Source organism: Citrobacter amalonaticus (assembly GCF_018252635.1).
Lineage (GTDB): Bacteria > Pseudomonadota > Gammaproteobacteria > Enterobacterales > Enterobacteriaceae > Citrobacter_A > Citrobacter_A amalonaticus_E.
Genome location: NZ_JAGTXM010000009.1, coordinates 1 through 19,110 on the forward strand (window position 1 = coordinate 1; position 19,110 = coordinate 19,110).

General features: G+C 49.2%; 21 protein-coding genes, 1 tRNA gene and 3 pseudogenes. 8 read left to right on the top strand and 17 right to left on the bottom strand.

What is annotated here, in order from left to right; all coding sequences use genetic code 11:
* A partial coding sequence (locus KE671_RS21620; protein ID WP_206164689.1) for an autotransporter outer membrane beta-barrel domain-containing protein occupies nt 1-266 on the top strand: 266 nt, incomplete at its 5' end.
* A gap of 39 nt (nt 267-305) precedes the next feature.
* On the opposite strand, the gene KE671_RS21625 is transcribed toward KE671_RS21620, so the two are convergent.
* Entirely contained in the window at nt 306-716 is a 411-nt protein-coding gene (locus tag KE671_RS21625) for a tail fiber assembly protein (RefSeq protein WP_241029981.1), read from the bottom strand.
* A 180-nt stretch (nt 717-896) separates the two neighbouring features.
* Between KE671_RS21625 and KE671_RS21630 the strand changes: the two are divergent.
* Nucleotides 897-1,423, top strand: a pseudogene (locus KE671_RS21630) (site-specific integrase); the annotation flags it as partial.
* A 406-nt stretch (nt 1,424-1,829) separates the two neighbouring features.
* On the opposite strand, the gene KE671_RS21635 reads toward KE671_RS21630, so the two are convergent.
* The 5 genes and pseudogenes from KE671_RS21635 to KE671_RS21655 all read right to left on the bottom strand — a co-directional run bounded on the left by KE671_RS21635 (nt 1,830) and on the right by KE671_RS21655 (nt 4,877).
* A complete protein-coding gene (locus tag KE671_RS21635; RefSeq protein WP_206164690.1) occupies nt 1,830-2,249 on the bottom strand; it encodes a response regulator in 420 nt (139 codons plus the stop codon).
* Nucleotides 2,246-2,956 (bottom strand): sensor histidine kinase, encoded by a 711-nt coding sequence (locus KE671_RS21640; RefSeq protein WP_110293202.1) that lies wholly within the window; start codon nt 2,954-2,956, stop codon nt 2,246-2,248. The genes KE671_RS21635 and KE671_RS21640 overlap by 4 nt, the downstream gene beginning before the upstream one ends.
* 12 nt (nt 2,957-2,968) lie before the next feature.
* Nucleotides 2,969-3,853, bottom strand: coding sequence for a restriction endonuclease (locus KE671_RS21645; protein WP_206164691.1), 885 nt, complete (start codon nt 3,851-3,853; stop codon nt 2,969-2,971).
* A 249-nt stretch (nt 3,854-4,102) separates the two neighbouring features.
* Nucleotides 4,103-4,696, bottom strand: a pseudogene (locus tag KE671_RS22870) (tyrosine-type recombinase/integrase); the annotation flags it as partial.
* Nucleotides 4,689-4,877, bottom strand: a complete 189-nt coding sequence (locus tag KE671_RS21655) for a host cell division inhibitor Icd-like protein (protein ID WP_071788720.1) — start codon at nt 4,875-4,877, stop codon at nt 4,689-4,691. The pseudogene KE671_RS22870 and the gene KE671_RS21655, both read right to left, overlap by 8 nt.
* A 129-nt stretch (nt 4,878-5,006) precedes the next feature.
* Between KE671_RS21655 and KE671_RS22875 the strand changes: the two genes are divergently transcribed.
* Nucleotides 5,007-5,186: a hypothetical protein gene (locus tag KE671_RS22875; RefSeq protein ID WP_229264069.1), complete on the top strand. Its 180-nt coding sequence runs from the start codon at nt 5,007-5,009 to the stop codon at nt 5,184-5,186.
* 57 nt (nt 5,187-5,243) lie between these two features.
* The gene (locus KE671_RS21660) at nt 5,244-5,687 is read left to right on the top strand and encodes a hypothetical protein (RefSeq protein WP_038434560.1); all 444 of its coding nucleotides are present in this window, start codon (nt 5,244-5,246) and stop codon (nt 5,685-5,687) included.
* A 126-nt stretch (nt 5,688-5,813) separates the two neighbouring features.
* Here the strand turns inward: KE671_RS21660 and KE671_RS21665 are convergent, their stop codons facing one another.
* From KE671_RS21665 to proB, 6 genes are all read right to left on the bottom strand, one after another.
* The gene (locus KE671_RS21665) at nt 5,814-6,017 is read right to left on the bottom strand and encodes a helix-turn-helix transcriptional regulator (protein WP_038434559.1); all 204 of its coding nucleotides are present in this window, start codon (nt 6,015-6,017) and stop codon (nt 5,814-5,816) included.
* A gap of 167 nt (nt 6,018-6,184) precedes the next feature.
* On the bottom strand, nt 6,185-6,781 hold the full coding sequence (locus KE671_RS21670; protein ID WP_206164692.1) for a hypothetical protein: 597 nt from the start codon (nt 6,779-6,781) through the stop codon (nt 6,185-6,187).
* A 68-nt stretch (nt 6,782-6,849) separates the two neighbouring features.
* A complete protein-coding gene (locus KE671_RS21675; RefSeq protein WP_206164693.1) occupies nt 6,850-8,064 on the bottom strand; it encodes a tyrosine-type recombinase/integrase in 1,215 nt (404 codons plus the stop codon).
* A 166-nt stretch (nt 8,065-8,230) separates the two neighbouring features.
* Nucleotides 8,231-8,306 (bottom strand) — tRNA-Thr (locus KE671_RS21680).
* A 114-nt stretch (nt 8,307-8,420) separates the two neighbouring features.
* The gene (gene proA, locus KE671_RS21685; protein WP_206164694.1) at nt 8,421-9,674 is read right to left on the bottom strand and encodes a glutamate-5-semialdehyde dehydrogenase; all 1,254 of its coding nucleotides are present in this window, start codon (nt 9,672-9,674) and stop codon (nt 8,421-8,423) included.
* A 9-nt stretch (nt 9,675-9,683) separates the two neighbouring features.
* Nucleotides 9,684-10,787 (bottom strand): glutamate 5-kinase, encoded by a 1,104-nt coding sequence (gene proB, locus KE671_RS21690; RefSeq protein ID WP_042324793.1) that lies wholly within the window; start codon nt 10,785-10,787, stop codon nt 9,684-9,686.
* 288 nt (nt 10,788-11,075) lie between these two features.
* On the opposite strand from proB, the gene phoE reads away from it, so the two are divergent.
* Nucleotides 11,076-12,128, top strand: coding sequence for a phosphoporin PhoE (phoE, locus tag KE671_RS21695; RefSeq protein WP_206164695.1), 1,053 nt, complete (start codon nt 11,076-11,078; stop codon nt 12,126-12,128).
* An 80-nt stretch (nt 12,129-12,208) separates the two neighbouring features.
* Here the strand turns inward: phoE and crl are convergent, their stop codons facing one another.
* The 3 genes from crl to gpt all read right to left on the bottom strand — a co-directional run bounded on the left by crl (nt 12,209) and on the right by gpt (nt 14,470).
* The gene (crl, locus tag KE671_RS21700) at nt 12,209-12,610 is read right to left on the bottom strand and encodes a sigma factor-binding protein Crl (RefSeq protein WP_206164696.1); all 402 of its coding nucleotides are present in this window, start codon (nt 12,608-12,610) and stop codon (nt 12,209-12,211) included.
* Nucleotides 12,611-12,667: 57 nt separating this feature from the next.
* On the bottom strand, nt 12,668-13,912 hold the full coding sequence (frsA, locus tag KE671_RS21705) for an esterase FrsA (RefSeq protein WP_206164697.1): 1,245 nt from the start codon (nt 13,910-13,912) through the stop codon (nt 12,668-12,670).
* A 99-nt stretch (nt 13,913-14,011) separates the two neighbouring features.
* The gene (gpt, locus tag KE671_RS21710) at nt 14,012-14,470 is read right to left on the bottom strand and encodes a xanthine phosphoribosyltransferase (RefSeq protein WP_061076518.1); all 459 of its coding nucleotides are present in this window, start codon (nt 14,468-14,470) and stop codon (nt 14,012-14,014) included.
* A gap of 259 nt (nt 14,471-14,729) precedes the next feature.
* Here gpt and pepD point away from each other — a divergent pair, with 259 nt between their 5' ends.
* Together pepD and KE671_RS23140 are read left to right on the top strand one after the other, a co-directional pair.
* Nucleotides 14,730-16,187, top strand: a complete 1,458-nt coding sequence (pepD, locus tag KE671_RS21715) for a cytosol nonspecific dipeptidase (RefSeq protein ID WP_206164698.1) — start codon at nt 14,730-14,732, stop codon at nt 16,185-16,187.
* Nucleotides 16,187-16,306, top strand: a pseudogene (locus tag KE671_RS23140) (hypothetical protein); the annotation flags it as partial. The gene pepD and the pseudogene KE671_RS23140, both read left to right, overlap by 1 nt.
* Here the strand turns inward: KE671_RS23140 and dinB are convergent.
* Nucleotides 16,292-17,347 (bottom strand): DNA polymerase IV, encoded by a 1,056-nt coding sequence (dinB, locus tag KE671_RS21720; RefSeq protein ID WP_206164737.1) that lies wholly within the window; start codon nt 17,345-17,347, stop codon nt 16,292-16,294. The pseudogene KE671_RS23140 and the gene dinB sit on opposite strands and share 15 nt — an antisense overlap.
* Before the next feature lie 265 nt (nt 17,348-17,612).
* Between dinB and dpaA the strand changes: the two genes are divergently transcribed.
* Nucleotides 17,613-18,353, top strand: a complete 741-nt coding sequence (gene dpaA / locus KE671_RS21725; protein ID WP_042997828.1) for a peptidoglycan meso-diaminopimelic acid protein amidase — start codon at nt 17,613-17,615, stop codon at nt 18,351-18,353.
* On the opposite strand, the gene KE671_RS21730 is transcribed toward dpaA, so the two are convergent.
* On the bottom strand, nt 18,324-19,091 hold the full coding sequence (locus KE671_RS21730) for a class II glutamine amidotransferase (RefSeq protein WP_046475925.1): 768 nt from the start codon (nt 19,089-19,091) through the stop codon (nt 18,324-18,326). The two genes, dpaA and KE671_RS21730, sit on opposite strands and share 30 nt — an antisense overlap.
* Nucleotides 19,092-19,110: the final 19 nt, after the last annotated feature.

Sequence of the window (19,110 nt, forward strand, 5' to 3'; positions counted from 1 at the left end):
GCCATAACGCCATGGATGACGGCAAAGACCGTACCTTCCAGCCGTTCGTCGAAGCCAACTGGATCCACAACACGCAGAACTACAGCGTGCAGATGGATGACATCAACAACGACGTGAAAGGCAGCCGCAACATAGGTGAACTGAAAGCCGGTGTTGAAGGCCAGTTGACGAAGAACGTCACCCTGTGGGGCAACGTCGCCCAGCAGATTGGCGACAATGGCTACAGCGATACGCAAGGTATGCTGGGGCTGAAATACAGCTTCTAATCCCTCCCCCGTGGCAACATGGGGGATTTCCACTAACTTTTATGATTTATCAGGCCAGACCGGTTTTGAAGGATCAACACAGTAAAGTTTAACTGTATAGATTTCCCATAATTCCAGCCTTGCAACCTCCTCACGTGTCGCGATGCCGAACTTTACAGCTCTCTCAAGCGGTAAAATCACACGCTCTGCATCTGCCATCAGTCCCGCTTTCATGGCTTCAGCTTGCGCAATGGCTAATTCGTGATCCACTTCAGGCGGAACATAATCAGCGACCCCATCAGTGAAATTGGTTATACACCCGTCAAAAATAAAACGGCCATTATCATCTGAATCGTCGACCATCGCCGTGTATGGTACAGAGAAATTCATTTCTTTGAACTTCACCATACAATCAATCGCGGTTTGCTCCGCATTAGCCCACACAGGAGCGCTGATTTCCTGAATTTCCATGCTGACTCCCGGCGTAAATCCCCTGAACAGAAAACCCCTGCGCACTGGTGACCGGCACAGTAATCCAGCCACCGTTGTCTTTTCTTCACTGGGCAATGTAGCGAATTGCCCCCTCTGGACGGTCTCTTGGGACAACGGACAAAAGGCAAGCGCAGGAGCTCTATGATCAGCTGAAAGCCGAAGCCTGTTGTTATTTTTGCACTGGCGACGGGGTTGCGCAGATCGAACATCACCGATCTGGAGTGGTCGCAAATTGATATGCAAAGGAAGGTCGCGTGGATTCATCCGGAAGACGCGAAAGCAGGGAGGGCGATTGGGGCCGCCCTGAATGAATCGGCCTGCAAGGTCCTGCGGGATCAACTGGGGAAACATAACCGGTGGGTCTTTGTTCACACTGAATCATCCGTTCGCCCGGATGGAACCAGAACAAAGGCAGTACGCAAATGCGATCTGATGCTAACACGGCGTGGCGTGCGGCGTTAAGGCGGGCTGGGATAGAAAATTTCCGCTTCCATGACCTGAGGCATACCTGGGCAAGCTGGCTTGCACAGTCCGGCATGCCACTCAGTGCACTACAGGAAATGGGCGGGAGGGAGAGTATCGAGATGGTGCAGCGTTATGCACATCTGGCACCGAATCACCTGACGCAACATGCCATGCAAATCGACTCATTCCTGGCGGGGAATGGCACAAGGCACTTTTGCTGAACGGGTGTATATGGCGTGAAGCCATGTAGTTGTTGGTGCGATAATAGGAACAAAACAAACAAAATCAAGTTATTGAATTATATGTTATTACATATATTACCGTTTGGTAGATACCCCCAAAAGTACCCCCGTAAGAATTTATGCTACACCATCAGATCACAAAAAAGTTTTGCCGTGGTCATCACACGCTCACGAAGCACCTATTTGGTCGAAATTCCAAGTTACAGAAGACACAAACCTTAGTAAAAAAAGTTCAAAAACTTGAATTTTCGTAAATAACATTTAGATCACAAACAAATAAGTAATCAACAAAAGCATAGATAGGAATAAATTTTTATAATTTATTGAAAATTCTATAAATTAAGAGCACAAAAAAAATAATAAAATTTGTGCTCTTAAGAATACCTTAACGCAAAGAAATTATAGATGATAATTTATCTTTTAAAACCTTAGCTCTGCCTTTTGGTATATAAGAAACATCTAATCTCTTACACATTTCTTCAACCTCAGCATTATCATGAACTGAATAAACTATTATTCTTTTCCCAGAAATCCCTTTCGTTCTTGCTTGCTGCGCAATGAACAAGCCTCTAAAATCCTGAAACACCTTAGGTTTCTGCTGAAGTAGTACTTCAATCTCAGGGGATACAGGTACGTTCAAATCAATTATCAACGCTAAAAAATCTTCGTTATCAGTATATTGAAGCACTTTATAAGCATCATGAACTGATGTTATGAAGTTTGCAGAATGGCCTAAAGATTCAGTGAAATCTTCTAACCAATCAAGAAACATAGGTTCATCGTCAAGAATAAAAATTTTTTTCATTTTATAAATCCATTTGGTATTCTAATTTCAAATTTCGTAACCCCTGCTAATGAATGATGAGCAGAGATTGTTCCGTTAAATGCGTTTTCAATTATCAACTTGCATATATGAAGCCCAAGACCTGAGCCTGATGATGTCCTTTGCTGTGCACTTTTGGCTCGATAACCAATCTCAAATAGATCTTCATCATTTGAAAATGGTTCGCTATAACCTTCAAATGTTATAATGAGATCATTAGTTCTTTTTTGTAAATTATTCTTGATAGTCAAAGTTGAACCAGGCTTACCATACTTCACTCCGTTATCAATCAAATTCATAAAAACTTGTTTCAGTAAATTTGGATCTCCATGAACACAATTTTGAATTGTTCTATTTTCCAATTCAATTTTTATATGTTCATTCTGACCTTGGTCTTGGAAAAATTGAGCAGATTCAATGACCGCTTGAGGTATGACAGTTGTCTTAAGAGATGAATGCGATATAGAGGCTGTGTTACCAGAGGCATACTCAGCAAAATAAGAAAGATTTCGGATCAGTGACACTGTATATTCTAACTGTGATCTGGCACGCCGTAGTCGCTGCTCTCTTTTGTGCTCGGGCACAACTCCATCGATCAGATTATCAAGTGCCCCAATTACACCACTCATTGGATTTATTGCTTGATGTGTAATATTTTGTATTAAAAATAAAGTTTCTTTATTATCCATTTTATCCGCCTTTCAGATTAACTCTAAAATAATACTTCTTTGCTCTATGGTGATAATAAAATTTGACAATCCAGATATTACTTTTAGATGACTTAGCTCTGATTCCATTAGCTCTCTCAAAAAAATAAACTTAATTATTTTTGATGATTCCTGAATAATAACTGGCTCTTTTTTGAGAACAAAATACAAATATGCTAATAATGCTCTCATGGAGTATTTGTCAAAAGGTAAAAAGCTAACGTTGTCAGTATCAACCCAATCGAAATAATCATTTGCCGTATGCTCTTTGAAACAAAATCCATAACCTGATTGGACATCTAGCATGCGGTTGGTGATCAGTTCACTAAATGCGTGTAAGAGCAATAACTTTGCCTGCGAAACCTCGCCTATTTCAGGAGATAGAGAATTTGTTATCCTAAGGAGAAAGTCTATAGATGGTAAAAAAGCCTCGAGCTTTGAGTCTACCTCAGATTTCAAACCATACTTCTTAGCAATTTGCGAATGTAAATTTAATTTCGCACAGAGTTCGACTTCCCCCCAAAATCTAATTGTAGGTTTTTTATTTGAATCATTCCAAATTCTTACCTGATCTACCGCTTGTGGGGACAGTGAGGAGCTCGTTACGAATAAAAGAATATCTGCATTATGATTTTCAGCATAAGCAATTTTATTCCAAACAGTTGGCCAATCTACTGAAGATGCATAACGTTTACACTCAACATACCATTTTTGCCTTTGATATTGCCCAGACAGGTCGGATATAAAGAACTCACCTTCAATATCCCTACCCAAATCACTACCCGGAGTTCTCCAGACTGCGTTTCTTAATCCTAATGCAGTAACAATATCGAATGTCAAATTTTCGAATTGTTCCGGTGTTAAGTTCAATATATTCAATTTATAGCCTCAAAATTAGTTTGATACTTCGCAGCTTACCCGTGGTATAAATTCTTAGCTTGGTTTATTGAGTTAAGATAGCATGTTGAGTATTTAAACAGCCAGACCATAACTCAGGTGCACAGCTCAACTTTGTAAACCAGGAGACAATTACAAAAGAAACTATTAACATTCAGGGCTTTGTAAAAATACTACTTACACTAGTTAATTTTTACAGCCCCTTAAAATATATATACTTTTCAGAATGAAGCAACGGTTACTTTCAATCTGGCTGCGGGAAAATACCAGGTCGTCACCGATGAGATTGCGCTCCATGCGTTCACGCAGTCGTTTGATGATGCCCGGCGGCAGCTGCTTGGTGTCGTGCTTAACTTCAGCCTTTGCCACCAGCTCAAACACGATCGCCTGTTCTTCTCCCGTCATGCCGGCGGCCAGCTCGTCGCAGCTCACGCTATCCCAGTGCATGTACCCAATGTGATCGCCAGCAAGCCGGGCAGCATCCTTGCGCTGCTGGCGAACAATCTCGATCCCCTTCCGGGTCGCTCTGGCTTCCGCTGCTTTGGTCTGCTTCGCTACGATGATTGTTGCAATGCCGGTTTCCCAGTTGATACAGGAGTAACGGAAGTTGCACACGTCGCTGGTACGCCAGCCGGTAACGGTCGCAATATCCCACCAGAGTAAAACCCAGTCCGGCTGAGTCTGCTGGATGCGCTCGCGCAGTTTGCGCTGCTCTTCCCGTTCGTAAACGGGGGTCATGGTGCGGGAGCCTTTCGTGGTAGTGGCTTTTACCACGTTACCGCGCAGCTCGCGGGCTTTTGCTGTCAGGGTCTGGAGGTTAAACATGCTGTACCTCCTCAACGCGAAAACGACACGCCAGAATACAGACACATCCTGCGGGCGTTTTTTCGCGTGCTTCGCGCTCGGTGGAAGCAGTAACATTGACGATCTGATTTGTGAATTCGCCCAAGGTGAGAAAACGCCATGTAAATTCAGGGCGTGTTTGGGTAGACTTAGTGCAAGCCATAATGTTACCTCAACTAACGTTTTGGTTAGACGCCCTGAAAGTGTTACCGCACCTCGGGGCGTTGTTTTTTTTACTTTCTGTGTGTAATGTGTCATTACACATAAACACATTACATCGGGTGTAATTGACGTGTCAACACACAAAAACCAAAGACGTGGTAATCCTCCGTTCCAGTTTCGGCTCGATCCAGAGTTACGAGACATGATGGAACAAGCGCAGCAGCAAGACGGAGATGAGTCTTTAGCTGCATGGCTGAAAAGAATTATCCGTAAGGAACTACAACAACGTGGTATCGAACCAAAACAGTAGAATATTTTGAAATCAATACTGCCCTGTAAAATCCGTTGAGATGGAACTTTAAAAAACATGAAAAGATTTAGAGAGTTATTACTAAAAACTTTAGGTGCAAAAACCTCACTTTTTTTATTGGTAGTTTTTTGTATCCTTAGTTTTGCCTTTGGGCAAGCTTTAAATGATATGAACCTATTTGCTAGCTCTGGGGCTATCATTTCTGTCTTTGGGCTTTTGTATACAATAAAATATACAACGCTCAAGAAGTTGTCTAACCAAGAGGCTGAAGTCTCTTCAAGAAGTGGTGTTACGGGACCACCACTCACAGAGGAAGAATACAATAAAATTGTCGAAGCAAACCTAAAACAAGCTAGGATTGACGTTCGTGAAGAACTTAAATCTGAGATTCTTGGTGTAGGTCTTGCGATTTTTGGTACTTTTGTTTGGGCGTATGGTGGATATATTACAATCATCCAACCCTTTGCAGTATGGATGCAAACTATTCTCGGCATGAGATAATAATTGAGTTTTCCGTTCAATGTTATATTGAAGGAAGCGGCGTTTATACTCGCTTCCTTCATACCTATAAATCCAAGTTTCTTTGCTAAGTAAAATGAAGATATGACTTTCTCGAGATTGGGAAAATTAAGCATTCTCTCCTCCATTTCGGGAGGCATCAATACAAGAATTTATCCAATCATCAATTTCACTTTCGATAAAGGCAATAGCACGCGCACCAATCTTAATGGAAGAAGGGAACCTTTTCTGAGCCATGAGTCTATAGATCCAAGCCTTGCTATAGCCGGTTCTGCGCTGAACTTCAGGTAAGCGGATAAGGGATTGGGACATATATACCTCTCGAAGTCTAATGTGGTCTACGAGGTATATTTCAGCAAAAACATGCGGGTAGTTGTGGAAGTCACGGTAAATCAGTTGGAAGCAGCTCTTCCACTGAAATAGAAGTACGGCCAGAAGTTTTAGAACATGTAGATCGACTTTTTGGAAATCCTTACGAGCTATTTGGAAGCGTATGTGTTCAGAGCTTCATTAATTAGCATAGTCAATGCCTTATCTGTAACATCAATGCCATCACCATGTTCCAATATGCTTCTTGAAGCACTCCTAGCAACTTCGGATTTGTTCAAATTTTTACCGCGAACATATTTACCACCGGATTTTTCAAGCGCAATAGCCATTCCAGCGGTCAGTTTTAACGCAGTATCTTTACCAGCAAACTCGCCCCACCCGCTTCGTAAAGGCTGGTACTTTTCGCTAGAGCTATCTGGATCACATCCAAACCAACTATCTGTAGCTGATATTTCTTTAACAGCCCAAGGCCAAATTTCATTGGAATAAAAATCAGCTCCAGTGATATCTCCGCCAGGTAAGCTAGACCATGTTCTCTTGGGATGTAGTTCTTCCTCGTTTACAGCACTCAAAATTATCCTCAAGTAACTGGAAGCAATGTTGTAGATCTCAGGAGGGAATTTAGCTTTCAACTCATCTAAGCGTGAACAACTGTACACGCCAGCCATAGCCATTGCAGCCTGCTCAGCAGTGACCACACGTTGTCGGCGAAGATGATGGGGCATGTTGAGAATGTTTTCTCGCATAAAAGCTTCCTGCTAACGATAGTCTACAGAAGTCTACTACTGTCAATTAGCACTGTCTATACATACAGTCAAGTGCTTTTCCCAAACGTTCCGTGCACTACATTTTCGCCGTTTTCCAACGCCTCCATATAGTCGGCATACCACTGGAGCATTTCGCGGCGGCCATCCAGATACTGGGCGTGGTTGTACGTTCCTCGTATAGAGTTTTTGTCGACGTGTGCCAGCTGCGTTTCAATCCACGCGGTGTTGTAGCCCTGTTCGTGCAGGATGGTACTCATGGTGTGCCGGAAACCGTGCCCGGTGACTTTTCCGTTATAGCCAATCCGCTTAAAGACTTGGTTTATGCTGGCTTCACTCATTGTTTTTCGCGGATCGTTACGACCTGGGAACACAAGCGGGTAATTGCCTGTTAGCTCTTGGATCTGACCAATAAGCGTAAGAGCTTGCCTGGACAATGGAACCACATGAGGGCGACGCATTTTCATGCGTGAGGCGGGTATTTCCCAGACCGCCTTACTGATATTGATTTCATCCCAAAATGCCCCACGGAGTTCGCCGGGACGCAATCCGGTGATAATCAGCAAACGAGCAGCCAAAACCACTAACTCGCTTCCTGAATATCCTGACAACGCATTGAAGAAATCAGGCAATTCTTTAGGTGTGAGGAAAGGAAAATGATTGGACTCGTGCCCTTGCATCGCGCTGGTGAGATCCGGGGCGGGGTTATACTCAGCTCGACCGGTGACTATTGCGTAACGGAAAACTTCCCCACAGCGCTGCCTAACTTTTCTTGCCTTTTCGGTAGCGCCGCGCCCCTCAATGCGCCGTAGCACATTCAACAGTTTAAGCGGTTTGATTTCGGCTATTGGTTTTTTGCCAATGTATGGGAACACATCTTTATTGAAGGCTTCGAGGATGTCTGAAGCATAACCAGCAGACCATTTTTTTAGTTTGCTGCTGTGCCATTCAAGCGCAATATCTTTGAAGGTGTTGTTTAACTGAATTTCACGGGCAATCTTCTCCTCCCGTTTCGCTTCCATAGGATCGATACCCCCAGCGATACCCCTTTTCGCTTCTTCACGTTTTGCCCGAGCATCGGCCAATGTGACTTCAGGATACACACCAAGCGCTAACAGCTTCTCTTTGCCGGCTACACGATACTTGAGCCGCCAGTATTTGCCGCCATTAGGTTTAATCAGGAGATACAAACCACCACCATCAGCCAGCTTGTAAGGCTTATCTTTAAGTTTGGCGGCATCCACCTGCCGGGCGTTTAGTTTCACTTGGGGGTACCTCCTCTAGACCGAACAGCATATACCCCCATAAGTACCCCCAAACGACCGTAGATTTCAGGGAACTTTAGTAGACGTAGAAATACTAAAAGGGGCTGTAAAGCGCAGAGTACAAGGGGTTTCAGTGAACTTTAGTAGACTTGGGGAGACGTTAGAATGGTGCCGATAATAGGAGTCGAACCTACGACCTTCGCATTACGAATGCGCTGCTCTACCAACTGAGCTATATCGGCCCTGATTAGGACGTGGCCACGAGTGTGAACACGGGGTAGAAGGTTAAAACTAACCGAGTGATGCGTCAATAGCCTTGCGAATCAAGTGGCTGATTTTGCATCACCCGGCATTAATTAGGCACGAATCGTATCGTCACCAAAGCCAATCCACTTGTAGGTGGTCAGCGCTTCCAGCCCCATTGGACCTCGGGCATGTAATTTTTGCGTGCTGACGGCGACTTCCGCCCCGAGACCAAACTGCCCGCCATCGGTAAAGCGGGTCGAGGCGTTGACGTATACCGCAGACGAATCCACTTCGTTCACAAAACGGTTCGCGTTGTACATGGTACGCGTCAGGATGGCGTCGGAGTGTTGAGTGCCGTGCTCGCGAATATGCGCGATGGCGTCATCCAGGTCAGCGACGATTTTGACGTTCAAATCCAGCGACAAGAACTCGTCGTCAAATTCTTCTGCCTTCACTGCCACCACGTGTGCCGGCCCTGTGCTCAACGAGGCGATCGATCGCTCGTCCGCATGCAGCGTCACGCCGCTCTCTGCCATCTGCTGGCTCAGCGCAGGCAGGAAACGCGCAGCGATATCCTGGTGCACCAACAGTGTTTCCACCGTGTTACAAGTACTCGGACGTTGCGTTTTCGCATTGACGATAATCTTCAGCGCCGGGGCAATTTCTGCGCTGTCGTCGACAAAGATATGGCATACGCCAATTCCACCGGTGATAACAGGAATAGTCGACTGCTCACGGCACAGCTTATGCAGCCCCGCGCCGCCACGCGGAATCAGCATGTCGATATATTTGTCCATGCGCAGCATTTCATTCACCAGCGCACGGTCAGGGCTTTCAATGGCCTGAACCGCCGCTTCCGGTAGCCCGCAGGAGGTTAACGCCTGTTGGATCACGCGCACGGTGGCTGCATTAGTGCGATATGTCTCTTTGCCGCCGCGCAGAATCGCCGCATTGCCCGTTTTCAGGCACAGGGAGGCGACATCGACGGTGACGTTTGGACGCGCTTCATAAATGACGCCAATCACGCCCAGCGGCACACGGCGACGTTCCAGACGCAGCCCGCTGTCCAGCAGCCCTCCGTCAATCACCTGCCCGACCGGATCCGCCAAATTGCAGACCTGACGGACGTCATCAGCAATTGCCTTCAGGCGCGCAGGCGTCAGCGCCAGGCGATCAAGCATCGCCTCGCTCAGACCGTTCGTACGCGCTTCGGCCACGTCCTGCGCATTTGCGTTCAGGATAGCGTCCGTTTGTGCTTCAAGTGCATCAGCTATTTTTTCCAGCACGCGATTTTTTTCGCGACTGGAGAGCAGCGCCAGTTTGTACGACGCCGCTTTAGCAGCAATGCCCATTTGTTCCAGCATTTATGCTCCTTAACGGGTAATCATGTCATCGCGATGGACAGCGACCGGGCCGTATTCATAGCCAAGAATCGCGTCGATCTGCTGCGAGTGGTGTCCGGCAATGCGGCGCAGCGCGTCGCTGTTGTAGCGGCTCACGCCATGGGCGATATCGCGCCCTTCCAGGTTACAGATGCGGATTACTTCACCACGTGAGAAGTTGCCTGTCACGCTTTTAATGCCTTTTGGCAGCAGGGAACTGCCGCGTTCCAGGATAGCCGCCGTTGCCCCTTCATCCACGGTGATTTCACCAGCAGGCGGCGCGCCGAAGATCCAGCGCTTACGGTTCTCCAGCGGAGAAGCCTGCGCGTGGAAGCGAGTACCGACAGAGATACCTTCCATCACGTCACCAATCACCCCAGGCTTGCTGCCAGCGGCAATGATGGTGTCGATACCGGCACGGCAGGCGACGTCAGCAGCCTGTAGCTTGGTGCCCATCCCTCCGGTTCCCAGCCCCGACACGCTGTCACCGGCGATGGCACGCAGGGCGTCATCAATCCCGTAAACATCTTTAATAAGCTCGGCCTGCGGATCGGTACGTGGATCGGCCGTAAACAGTCCCTGCTGATCGGTTAACAGCAGCAGTTTGTCCGCCCCGGCCAGAATCGCCGCCAGCGCGGAGAGATTGTCATTATCCCCCACTTTAATTTCCGCCGTGGCAACCGCATCGTTTTCGTTGATGACGGGAACGATATTGTTATCCAACAGCGCGCGCAGAGTATCGCGCGCATTCAGAAAGCGTTCCCGATCTTCCATATCCGCACGCGTCAGCAACATTTGCCCGACGTGAATACCGTAAATCGAAAATAGCTGTTCCCACAGTTGAATCAGTCGACTCTGCCCGACCGCCGCCAGCAGTTGCTTGGTGGCAATGGTCGCGGGCAACTCCGGATATCCGAGGTGTTCACGCCCGGCGGCGATAGCGCCCGACGTGACGATAACAATACGATGCCCTGCGGCATGCAACTGCGCGCACTGACGAACAAGTTCTACGATGTGGGCACGGTTAAGGCGGCGCGATCCGCCCGTTAGCACACTGGTGCCGAGTTTTACCACCAGCGTCTGGCTGTCACTCATGATTCTCTGCCGTTCAAAATAGGGAAAATGATAGTAAACGAACGTTTTATCAGGACTGACCCCGGTTGCCAACAAGCAGCGCACAAAGCATGGAATTTTGTTGTGCTGGATCAGCAAGCGTAGCGGCAGCGTTTGACGTTTTTATTACCGAAACAGAAAAACATTCTTTTTTAAACTTATTCTTACTTTGTCATAAAACCTTCACCCCAGAACGATAAAACCCCTCCTGTCTTTCAACGGGGATCACACCCAGTAAATAGTAGCGCGTACTTTAAATCAGGACTGAAAATGAAAAAGAGCACTCTGGCATTAGTGGTGATGGGTATTGTGGCATCGGCATCCGTGCAGGCAGCGGAAGTGTTTAACAAAGACGGTAATAAACTGGATGTGTATGGCAAAGTTAAAGCGATGCATTACTTCAGCGATAACGATGACAAAGACGGCGACCAGACTTATGTCCGCTTTGGTTTTAAAGGCGAAACGCAGATTAACGATCAACTGACCGGCTACGGTCGCTGGGAAGCTGAATTTGCGGGCAATAAAACCGAAAGCGAATCCGGTCAGAAAACGCGTCTGGCGTTTGCCGGGGTCAAACTGAAAGATATCGGCTCATTCGATTACGGTCGTAACCTGGGCGCACTGTATGACGTTGCCGCCTGGACTGATATGTTCCCGGAATTTGGTGGTGACGGCCTGGCGCAGACCGATAACTTTATGACCAAACGCGCCAGCGGCCTGGCGACATACCGTAATACCGACTTCTTCGGCGCGATCGACGGCCTGAACATGACTCTGCAATATCAGGGCAAAAATGAAGACCGTGACGTGAAGAAACAGAACGGTGACGGCTTCGGAACATCTTTGAGCTACGACTTCGGCGGCAGCGATTTCGCAATTATTGGCGCCTACGCCAACTCTGACCGAACCAATGAGCAAAACCTGCAGGCGCGCGGCCATGGGCAAAATGCGGAAGGTTGGGCGACCGGTCTGAAATATGATGGAAACGATATCTATCTGGCGACCATCTATTCTGAAACCCGCAACATGGCGCCGATCTCCGGTGGTTTTGCCAACAAAGCACAAAACTTCGAAGCCGTCGCGCAATATCAGTTTGATTTCGGCCTGCGTCCGTCCATCGGTTACGTTCAGTCGAAAGGTAAAGATATTGAAGGTATCGGTGATGAAGATATCGTGAAATATATCGATGTCGGCGCAACGTATTATTTCAACAAAAATATGTCAGCGTTTGTTGATTATAAAATCAACCAGATTGATGACAACAACAAACTGGGCGTCAATAGCGATGACATCGTGGCGCTGGGTATGACGTATCAGTTCTGATTCCTGAATAGGCCGGATAGTCTGACTTATCCGGCGAATAAAATCGTGAGGCCGGATAATTCATCCGGCCTCTTTTTGAATTACGCCGTTAGCTTTACCGGCTCATCACGGAAATCGTCAGCCGGTTCCAGTGACAGATGCAGCGTGTTTAACAGCTCGCGCAACTTCTCATGAAACTCACGCAGGGTATATTCCAGTCGCTCAACCACTTCTTTATCTTTGATCGGTACTGTCGTCCAGTTGCCTGCTTTATCGAACAGACCAAATTTGTAGCTATAGGTAAAACGCTTTTCCTGCGCTTCCAGTTCCATCCACCAGCCCCAGAATTCGCGAAGTTCAGGCGCGGGCTTCACGTTGACGCAAACGGCCAGACAATCGAAAAAGAATCGATTATCTTCGCACTTCCCTTCCCGGATATAGGGGCCAAGCGCGGTGAATTTCTTGATCAATCTGCTCTTCGGGTGTCCACTCGGTAACGTCATTGCGATCTCCTGTTGTGAAGCAACTGTTTTACCAAAACAGTAGAATTTAGCAAATTTTTAACACAATCTCTTTTCAATCCAGCGGGTGATTTCCTGTAACGCGTTGTCAAAATTCCGATACACCGGATTGAACGGAATCTCCAGCAGCTTACCGTCAGAAGATGAAGAGGTGATTAAGCGCGACTCCTCTTCCGGACTGAACGGATCGTTTTTCCAGAAGCCCGACAGCATAGGCGTCGGGCAACGTCTGCCGAGCAGTCCTTGCACCTTCAGCGAATAACGATTGAGCTCCACGCGCAGCGCTTCATCGGACGCATCGTGCATTCCTAGCCGGCTCGCCAGAACGTCAAGATACATTTCCGGTACCGCCCCCTGACGCAGAGGATCGCTCAGCAATGCATGGACAACCGGACCAAGGCACGCCACCGCTTTCAGACGCGATGATTCAAGATAGGCCAGGCGCACCGCCACGTTGGCACCAAAACGGAATCCGAACGCCGCCACCCGGGTATGATCCACCCACGGCACATTCGGCAGCGCTTTCAGCACGTGCTGATGCAACAGGCTGGCGTCCTGAGAGAGTTTCCACTTTGAAGAGAAACCGACGGAAGGCATGTCCAGCGTGAGCATAGCAATGCCACGCGGCGCAAAATAGCGCTCATACAGGGTGTAGTAATCGGTTTGCATCGAATCCAGACCACCGCACATGAGCACCGTCGGGAAAGGGCCGTCGCCTTTTGGCATATGCAAGAACCCCGTGACGGGCGAACCACCAGGTACCGAGAACGACATCTCGCGCAGCGTACCGGGCAGTCGATGCGCGGCTTCCTCATAGGCGCGGTTAGCCAACGCCTGCGCCTGCTCTGCCAGATCGTCCCCTTTCAGGTGCGGATAGGCGGCAATGTTATATAACGTCGAAGCGTGCAGCCAGTAGCGTCCACTGCGCTCAGGGTCCGTTTCCTGACAGGCTTTCTGCTGCCAGTCCATCGCCTGTTTTGCCCATTCATAAATCCAGTTGCCGCCACGATAACCGATGACCGTATCGTAAAGATCGGCATCGGTGCGTTCAGCATCGCTCATCACGATGCGCGCCTGGACATCAAGAATTTCCCGCGGATCCACCCCTCGCCAAATCCACATCAGGCGGTTAATCATGCGATACCAGTGGGGAATGTTCTTGCCATCCAGCGCCGATTGCACAGGCGGTTGCGTCCCGGCATTAAAACGACGGACAAGGGTCGACGTTTCGGGATGTTTGAAACGGGGTTTGAACAGGATTTCGCTAAGATTAGCCTGTGACATGCGTACAGCCTCCTGAAGTACTCACTGAGGCTTATTGTAACCCGACACCGGCTAAATAGAACAACGCCCGGCAGTGCCAGGCGTTGAAAAAGTCAGTGATTAGCGGCCTGAAATCGGCGGAACGAAGGTCACGCCCATGTCCCACGGCTGCTCAATCCAGGTATCCTGCGGGATATCAATCACGTAATCATCAACTAACGGACGGCCCGCTGGTTTCGCGAAGATGGTGACAAAGTGCGCTTTTGGATACATATCACGGATAGCCACGGCGGTACCACCGGTATCCACCAGATCGTCAATGACGATAAAACCTTCACCGTCGCCTTCTGCGCGCTTGAGAATTTTCAGCTCACGCTGGTTGTCATGATCGTAGCTGGAAATGCATACGGTATCGACATGACGAATGCCCAGTTCACGCGCCAGTAATGCGCCCGGCACCAGACCACCACGACTAACGGCAATAATGCCTTTCCACTGTTCTGAAGGCATCAGGCGGTTTGCCAGTTTGCGTGCATGAATCTGCAGCATGTCCCAGGTGACGACGTATTTTTCGCTCATGTGAAGTGTCCCAGCCTGTTTATCTACGGCTTAAAAAGTGTTCAAGGGGGAAATGGGTTGCGCGAGATTATAGAGATCTGAGCCACCAAAAACCAGTGTTTCGCGGAATCGGGCCCTCTTTTTACGTGCTTTATACTCGCAGCGGGCGCAGAAAGTGGTATTCTCAAGCGCATCTCGCAAGCCAGACTTGTGGTAATAATTAACCTGCTAACCCTGTGACCTGCAAGCTTGTTTGCAGTGCATTTAAAGGAGACTTATCGTGTCAGAACTGTCTCAACTCTCGCCGCAGCCGCTGTGGGATATCTTTGCAAAAATCTGTTCTATTCCTCATCCGTCCTATCATGAAGAACAACTCGCGGAACACATTGTCGGCTGGGCTAACGAGAAAGGTTTCCACGTCGAGCGTGACCAGGTCGGTAACATCCTGATTCGTAAACCCGCTACCGCCGGGATGGAAAACCGTAAACCGGTGGTTCTGCAAGCGCATCTGGACATGGTACCGCAGAAAAACAACGATACCGTCCACGATTTCACTAAAGATCCGATTCAGCCGTATATTGACGGCGAATGGGTTAAAGCGCGTGGCACCACGCTGGGCGCCGATAACGGCATCGGGATGGCTTCCGCGCTGGCGGTTCTGGCCGATGACAGCGTCGTTCACGGCCCGCTGGAAGTGCTGCTGACCATGACGGAAGAAGCGGGTATGGACGGTGCATTTGGTCTGCAGGCCAACTGGTTACAGGCGGACATCCTGATCAACACCGACTCCGAAGAAGAAGGCGAGATCTACATGGGGTGCGCGGGCGGGATCGACTTCACCTCTAACCTGCCGCTGACCCGAGAAGCCGTTCCGGCGGGTTTTCAGACCTTTAAGCTGACGCTGAAAGGGCTAAAAGGCGGTCACTCCGGTGGCGAAATCCACGTAGGTCTTGGCAATGCGAACAAACTGCTGGTGCGCTTCCTGGCCGGTCATGCTGAAGCGCTGGATCTGCGTCTGGTCGACTTCAACGGCGGTACGCTGCGTAACGCGATTCCACGTGAAGCCTTTGCGACCGTTGCCGTTGCGGCGGACAAAGCCGATGCGCTGAAAGCGCAGGTCAACGTTTATCAGAACATCCTGAAAAACGAGCTGGCGGAAAAAGAGAAAAACCTGGTGGTTCTGCTGGAGAGCGCTGCGAACGATAAAGCCGCACTGACCGCGCAGTCTCGCGATGGTTTTATTCGTCTGCTGAACGCCACGCCGAACGGCGTGATCCGCAATTCCGACGTCGCCAAAGGCGTGGTTGAAACCTCACTGAACGTGGGCGTCGTCACCATGACCGATGACAACGTCGAAATCCATTGTCTGATCCGTTCGCTGATCGACACCGGTAAAGACTATGTTGTCAGCATGCTGGATTCGCTGGGCAAACTGGCGGGCGCGAAAACCGAGGCCAAAGGAAGCTATCCTGGCTGGCAGCCGGATGCGAACTCGCCGGTGATGCATCTGGTGCGTGAAACCTATCAGCGTCTGTTCAACAAAACGCCGAACATCCAGATTATCCACGCGGGTCTGGAATGCGGTCTGTTTAAGAAACCGTACCCGGAGATGGATATGGTTTCTATCGGGCCAACCATCACTGGTCCACACTCACCGGATGAGCAGGTGCATATCGAAAGTGTCAGTCATTACTGGACGCTTCTGACCGAACTGCTGAAGGCGATTCCAACGAAGTAAAGCATTATCGTAAACTGCCGGATGGCGCTGCGCTTATCCGGCCTACAGAGGAAAGTCATTGTAGGCCGGATAAGGCGCTCACGCCGCCATCCGGCATATCACAACTACAACCCCAGTAATAACTGCCGTTCCAGTTGCGGATCCAGCAGAGTAACATGAAGTCCAACCAGACGAACGCCCCGCCCTCCCCGGCGTTCGTCCCAGGTTTTACGCGCGATAGAAATCAGATCCTCTTTATTTAGTCGCGGCCAGACGTGTTCCTGAGTGGTTTGCTGAAAATCATTAAACTTTAGCTTCACCCCCTGACGGGCGATGAGCAGATCGGGTTTCACTTTCGCCAGCCGTCGTTCAAGTTCCGGATATAACCGCTCAATAATCGCTTCACAATCGGACCACTCATGAATATCTTCCGCCATGGTGCGTTCAACGCCGACCGATTTGCGTAAGCGTTCATTATTAACGTCCCGTTCGTCAATTCCCTGGCTGCGTTCCCACAATACCCGACCAAACTTCCCGAAGCGCTTAAGTAATGTCGCCAGATCACACTGCTGAACATCACCGCAGGTACGAAGCCCCATACTTTCCAGCTTCGCCGCAGACACTTTACCGACGCCGGGAATTTTCCCCAACGGTAACGTTTGGAGGAACGCCGGCACATCATCGGGTGTGATGACATATTGGCCATTGGGTTTATTTAGATCGGAGGCGATTTTGGCCAGAAATTTCACTGGCGCCACTCCCGCCGAGGCGGTCAACTGGAGTTCATTGAAAATCGTCTGGCGTATTTCCTGGGCGATGAGCGTCGCTGAGCCATGACAGTGGGTACTGTCCGTGACATCGAGATAGGCTTCATCCAGCGACAGCGGCTCAATGAGCGAGGTGTAGCGTGAAAAGATGTCCTGAATCTGGCGGGACGCGTCCTTATAGGCTTCGTAGCGTCCGGGTAATAACGTAAGGTGTGGGCACAGCTTCAACGCCATTCCGGTCGGCATCGCGCTACGTACGCCAAATTTACGGGCAGGATAGTTTGCGGTACTGATGACGCCTCTGCGCTCACGGCTGCCGCCAATTGCAATAGGGATGTCGCGCAGCGCCGGGTTGTCACGCATCTCAACCGCTGCGAAAAAACAGTCCATATCAACATGTATGATTTTGCGCATCATCCACCCCCTGAGGCACTGTTTAAGTATACAGTAATTTTCAGCAATGAGAAGACGAGGAAAACGCGCTAAAGTGAAACGCGACGGAGTGCAACAAAAGAAACGTCTGAAAGTGTTTTAGTCTAAATTGTAAACGCACCACGAGAGACTTGCGAAAAACTGTCGTGGTGTTAATGTGAGCGAGCCAAATCCAGATTAGTCCGATTTGGGGATCTTATTTTAGCCGTTCTGGCGTGTGCAATCGTTTTATCAAGGAACAAGCAGTATGCGTAAAATCGCATTATTTATTGCGATGCTTTTGATCCCGTGCGTGTCATTCGCCGGCTTGCTGAGTAGCAATAGCTCCACGACGCCCATCAGCAAAGAATATAAGCAGCAATTGATGGGATCGCCGGTCTATATTCAGATCTTCAAAGAAGAACGTACGCTCGATCTCTACGTCAAGATGGGTGAACAGTATCAACTTCTCGACAGCTACAAAATTTGTAATTACTCAGGCGGATTAGGTCCAAAACAGCGCCAGGGTGATTTTAAAAGTCCGGAAGGTTTTTATAACGTCCAGCGTAGCCAGCTCAAACCTGACAGCCGCTTTTATAAAGCCATTAATATTGGCTTCCCCAACGCCTATGACCGCGCTCATGGTTATGAAGGTAAATATCTGATGATTCACGGTGCCTGCGTCTCGGTTGGCTGTTACGCTATGACCGACAGCGGCATTGATGAGATTTTCCAGTTTGTCACCGGTGCGCTGGTCTTTGGTCAGTCGAGTGTTCAGGTCAGTATTTATCCCTTCCGCATGACTGATGCCAACATGCAGCGTCACAAGTATTCCTATTACAAAGAGTTCTGGTCGCAGTTAAAACCGGGATATGATTACTTTGAGCAAACCCGCAAGCCACCGACCGTGTCGGTTGTCGATGGCCGTTATGTCGTCAGCAAGCCGTTGAGTCACGAAGTGGTTCAGCCGCAACTGGCGTCAAACTACACGCTCCCCGAGACAAAATAGCGCCCACTCGCCTGGCATAATCTTTTGCCAGGTTTCATTGCCTGTCAGCGGTTGCGTGGCAATCACCGTGACCACATCGTTGGGTGTGGTCTCTGAGCTGAAGTCAATTTCCACATCCTGATCCAGTAACGTCGCCACACCAAACGGCGCACGACGAGTGATCCAGAACAGATTCGTTGAGCAGAATGCCATCACGTAGCGGCCATCTGACAACAGCATGTTAAAGACCCCTTTCTCACGCAGTACGCCCGCCAGCGTCGCGATATACCTGAATACCGCCGTCATATTGCCCGGCGTGCGCGGGTAGCGCTGGGTGAGTTTGTGCAGCAACCAGCAGAACGCCTTTTCGCTATCGGTTTCACCGACCGGACGAAAATTGCCGGTTTCCAGCGTCTTATAGCCGGAGAGCTGGCCGTTGTGCGCATAGGTCCAGTTGCGGCCCCACAGTTCACGCGTGAAGGGATGTGTGTTCTCCAGCGCCACCTCGCCCCGGTTCGCCTGGCGAATATGGGCAATCACGGAACAGGATTTGATCGGGTAGTCTTGTACCAGTTTGGCGATGGGGGAATTAAAACTGGGTTGCGGATCTTTGAACGTCCGGCAGCCTTTGCCTTCATAGAAGGTTATGCCCCAGCCGTCTTTGTGCGGCCCGGTTCCTCCACCGCGCTGGACCAGCCCGGTGAAACTAAAGCAGATATCGGTAGGCACATTGGCGCTCATCCCGAGCAGTTCGCACATACATCACCTCCACAACTGC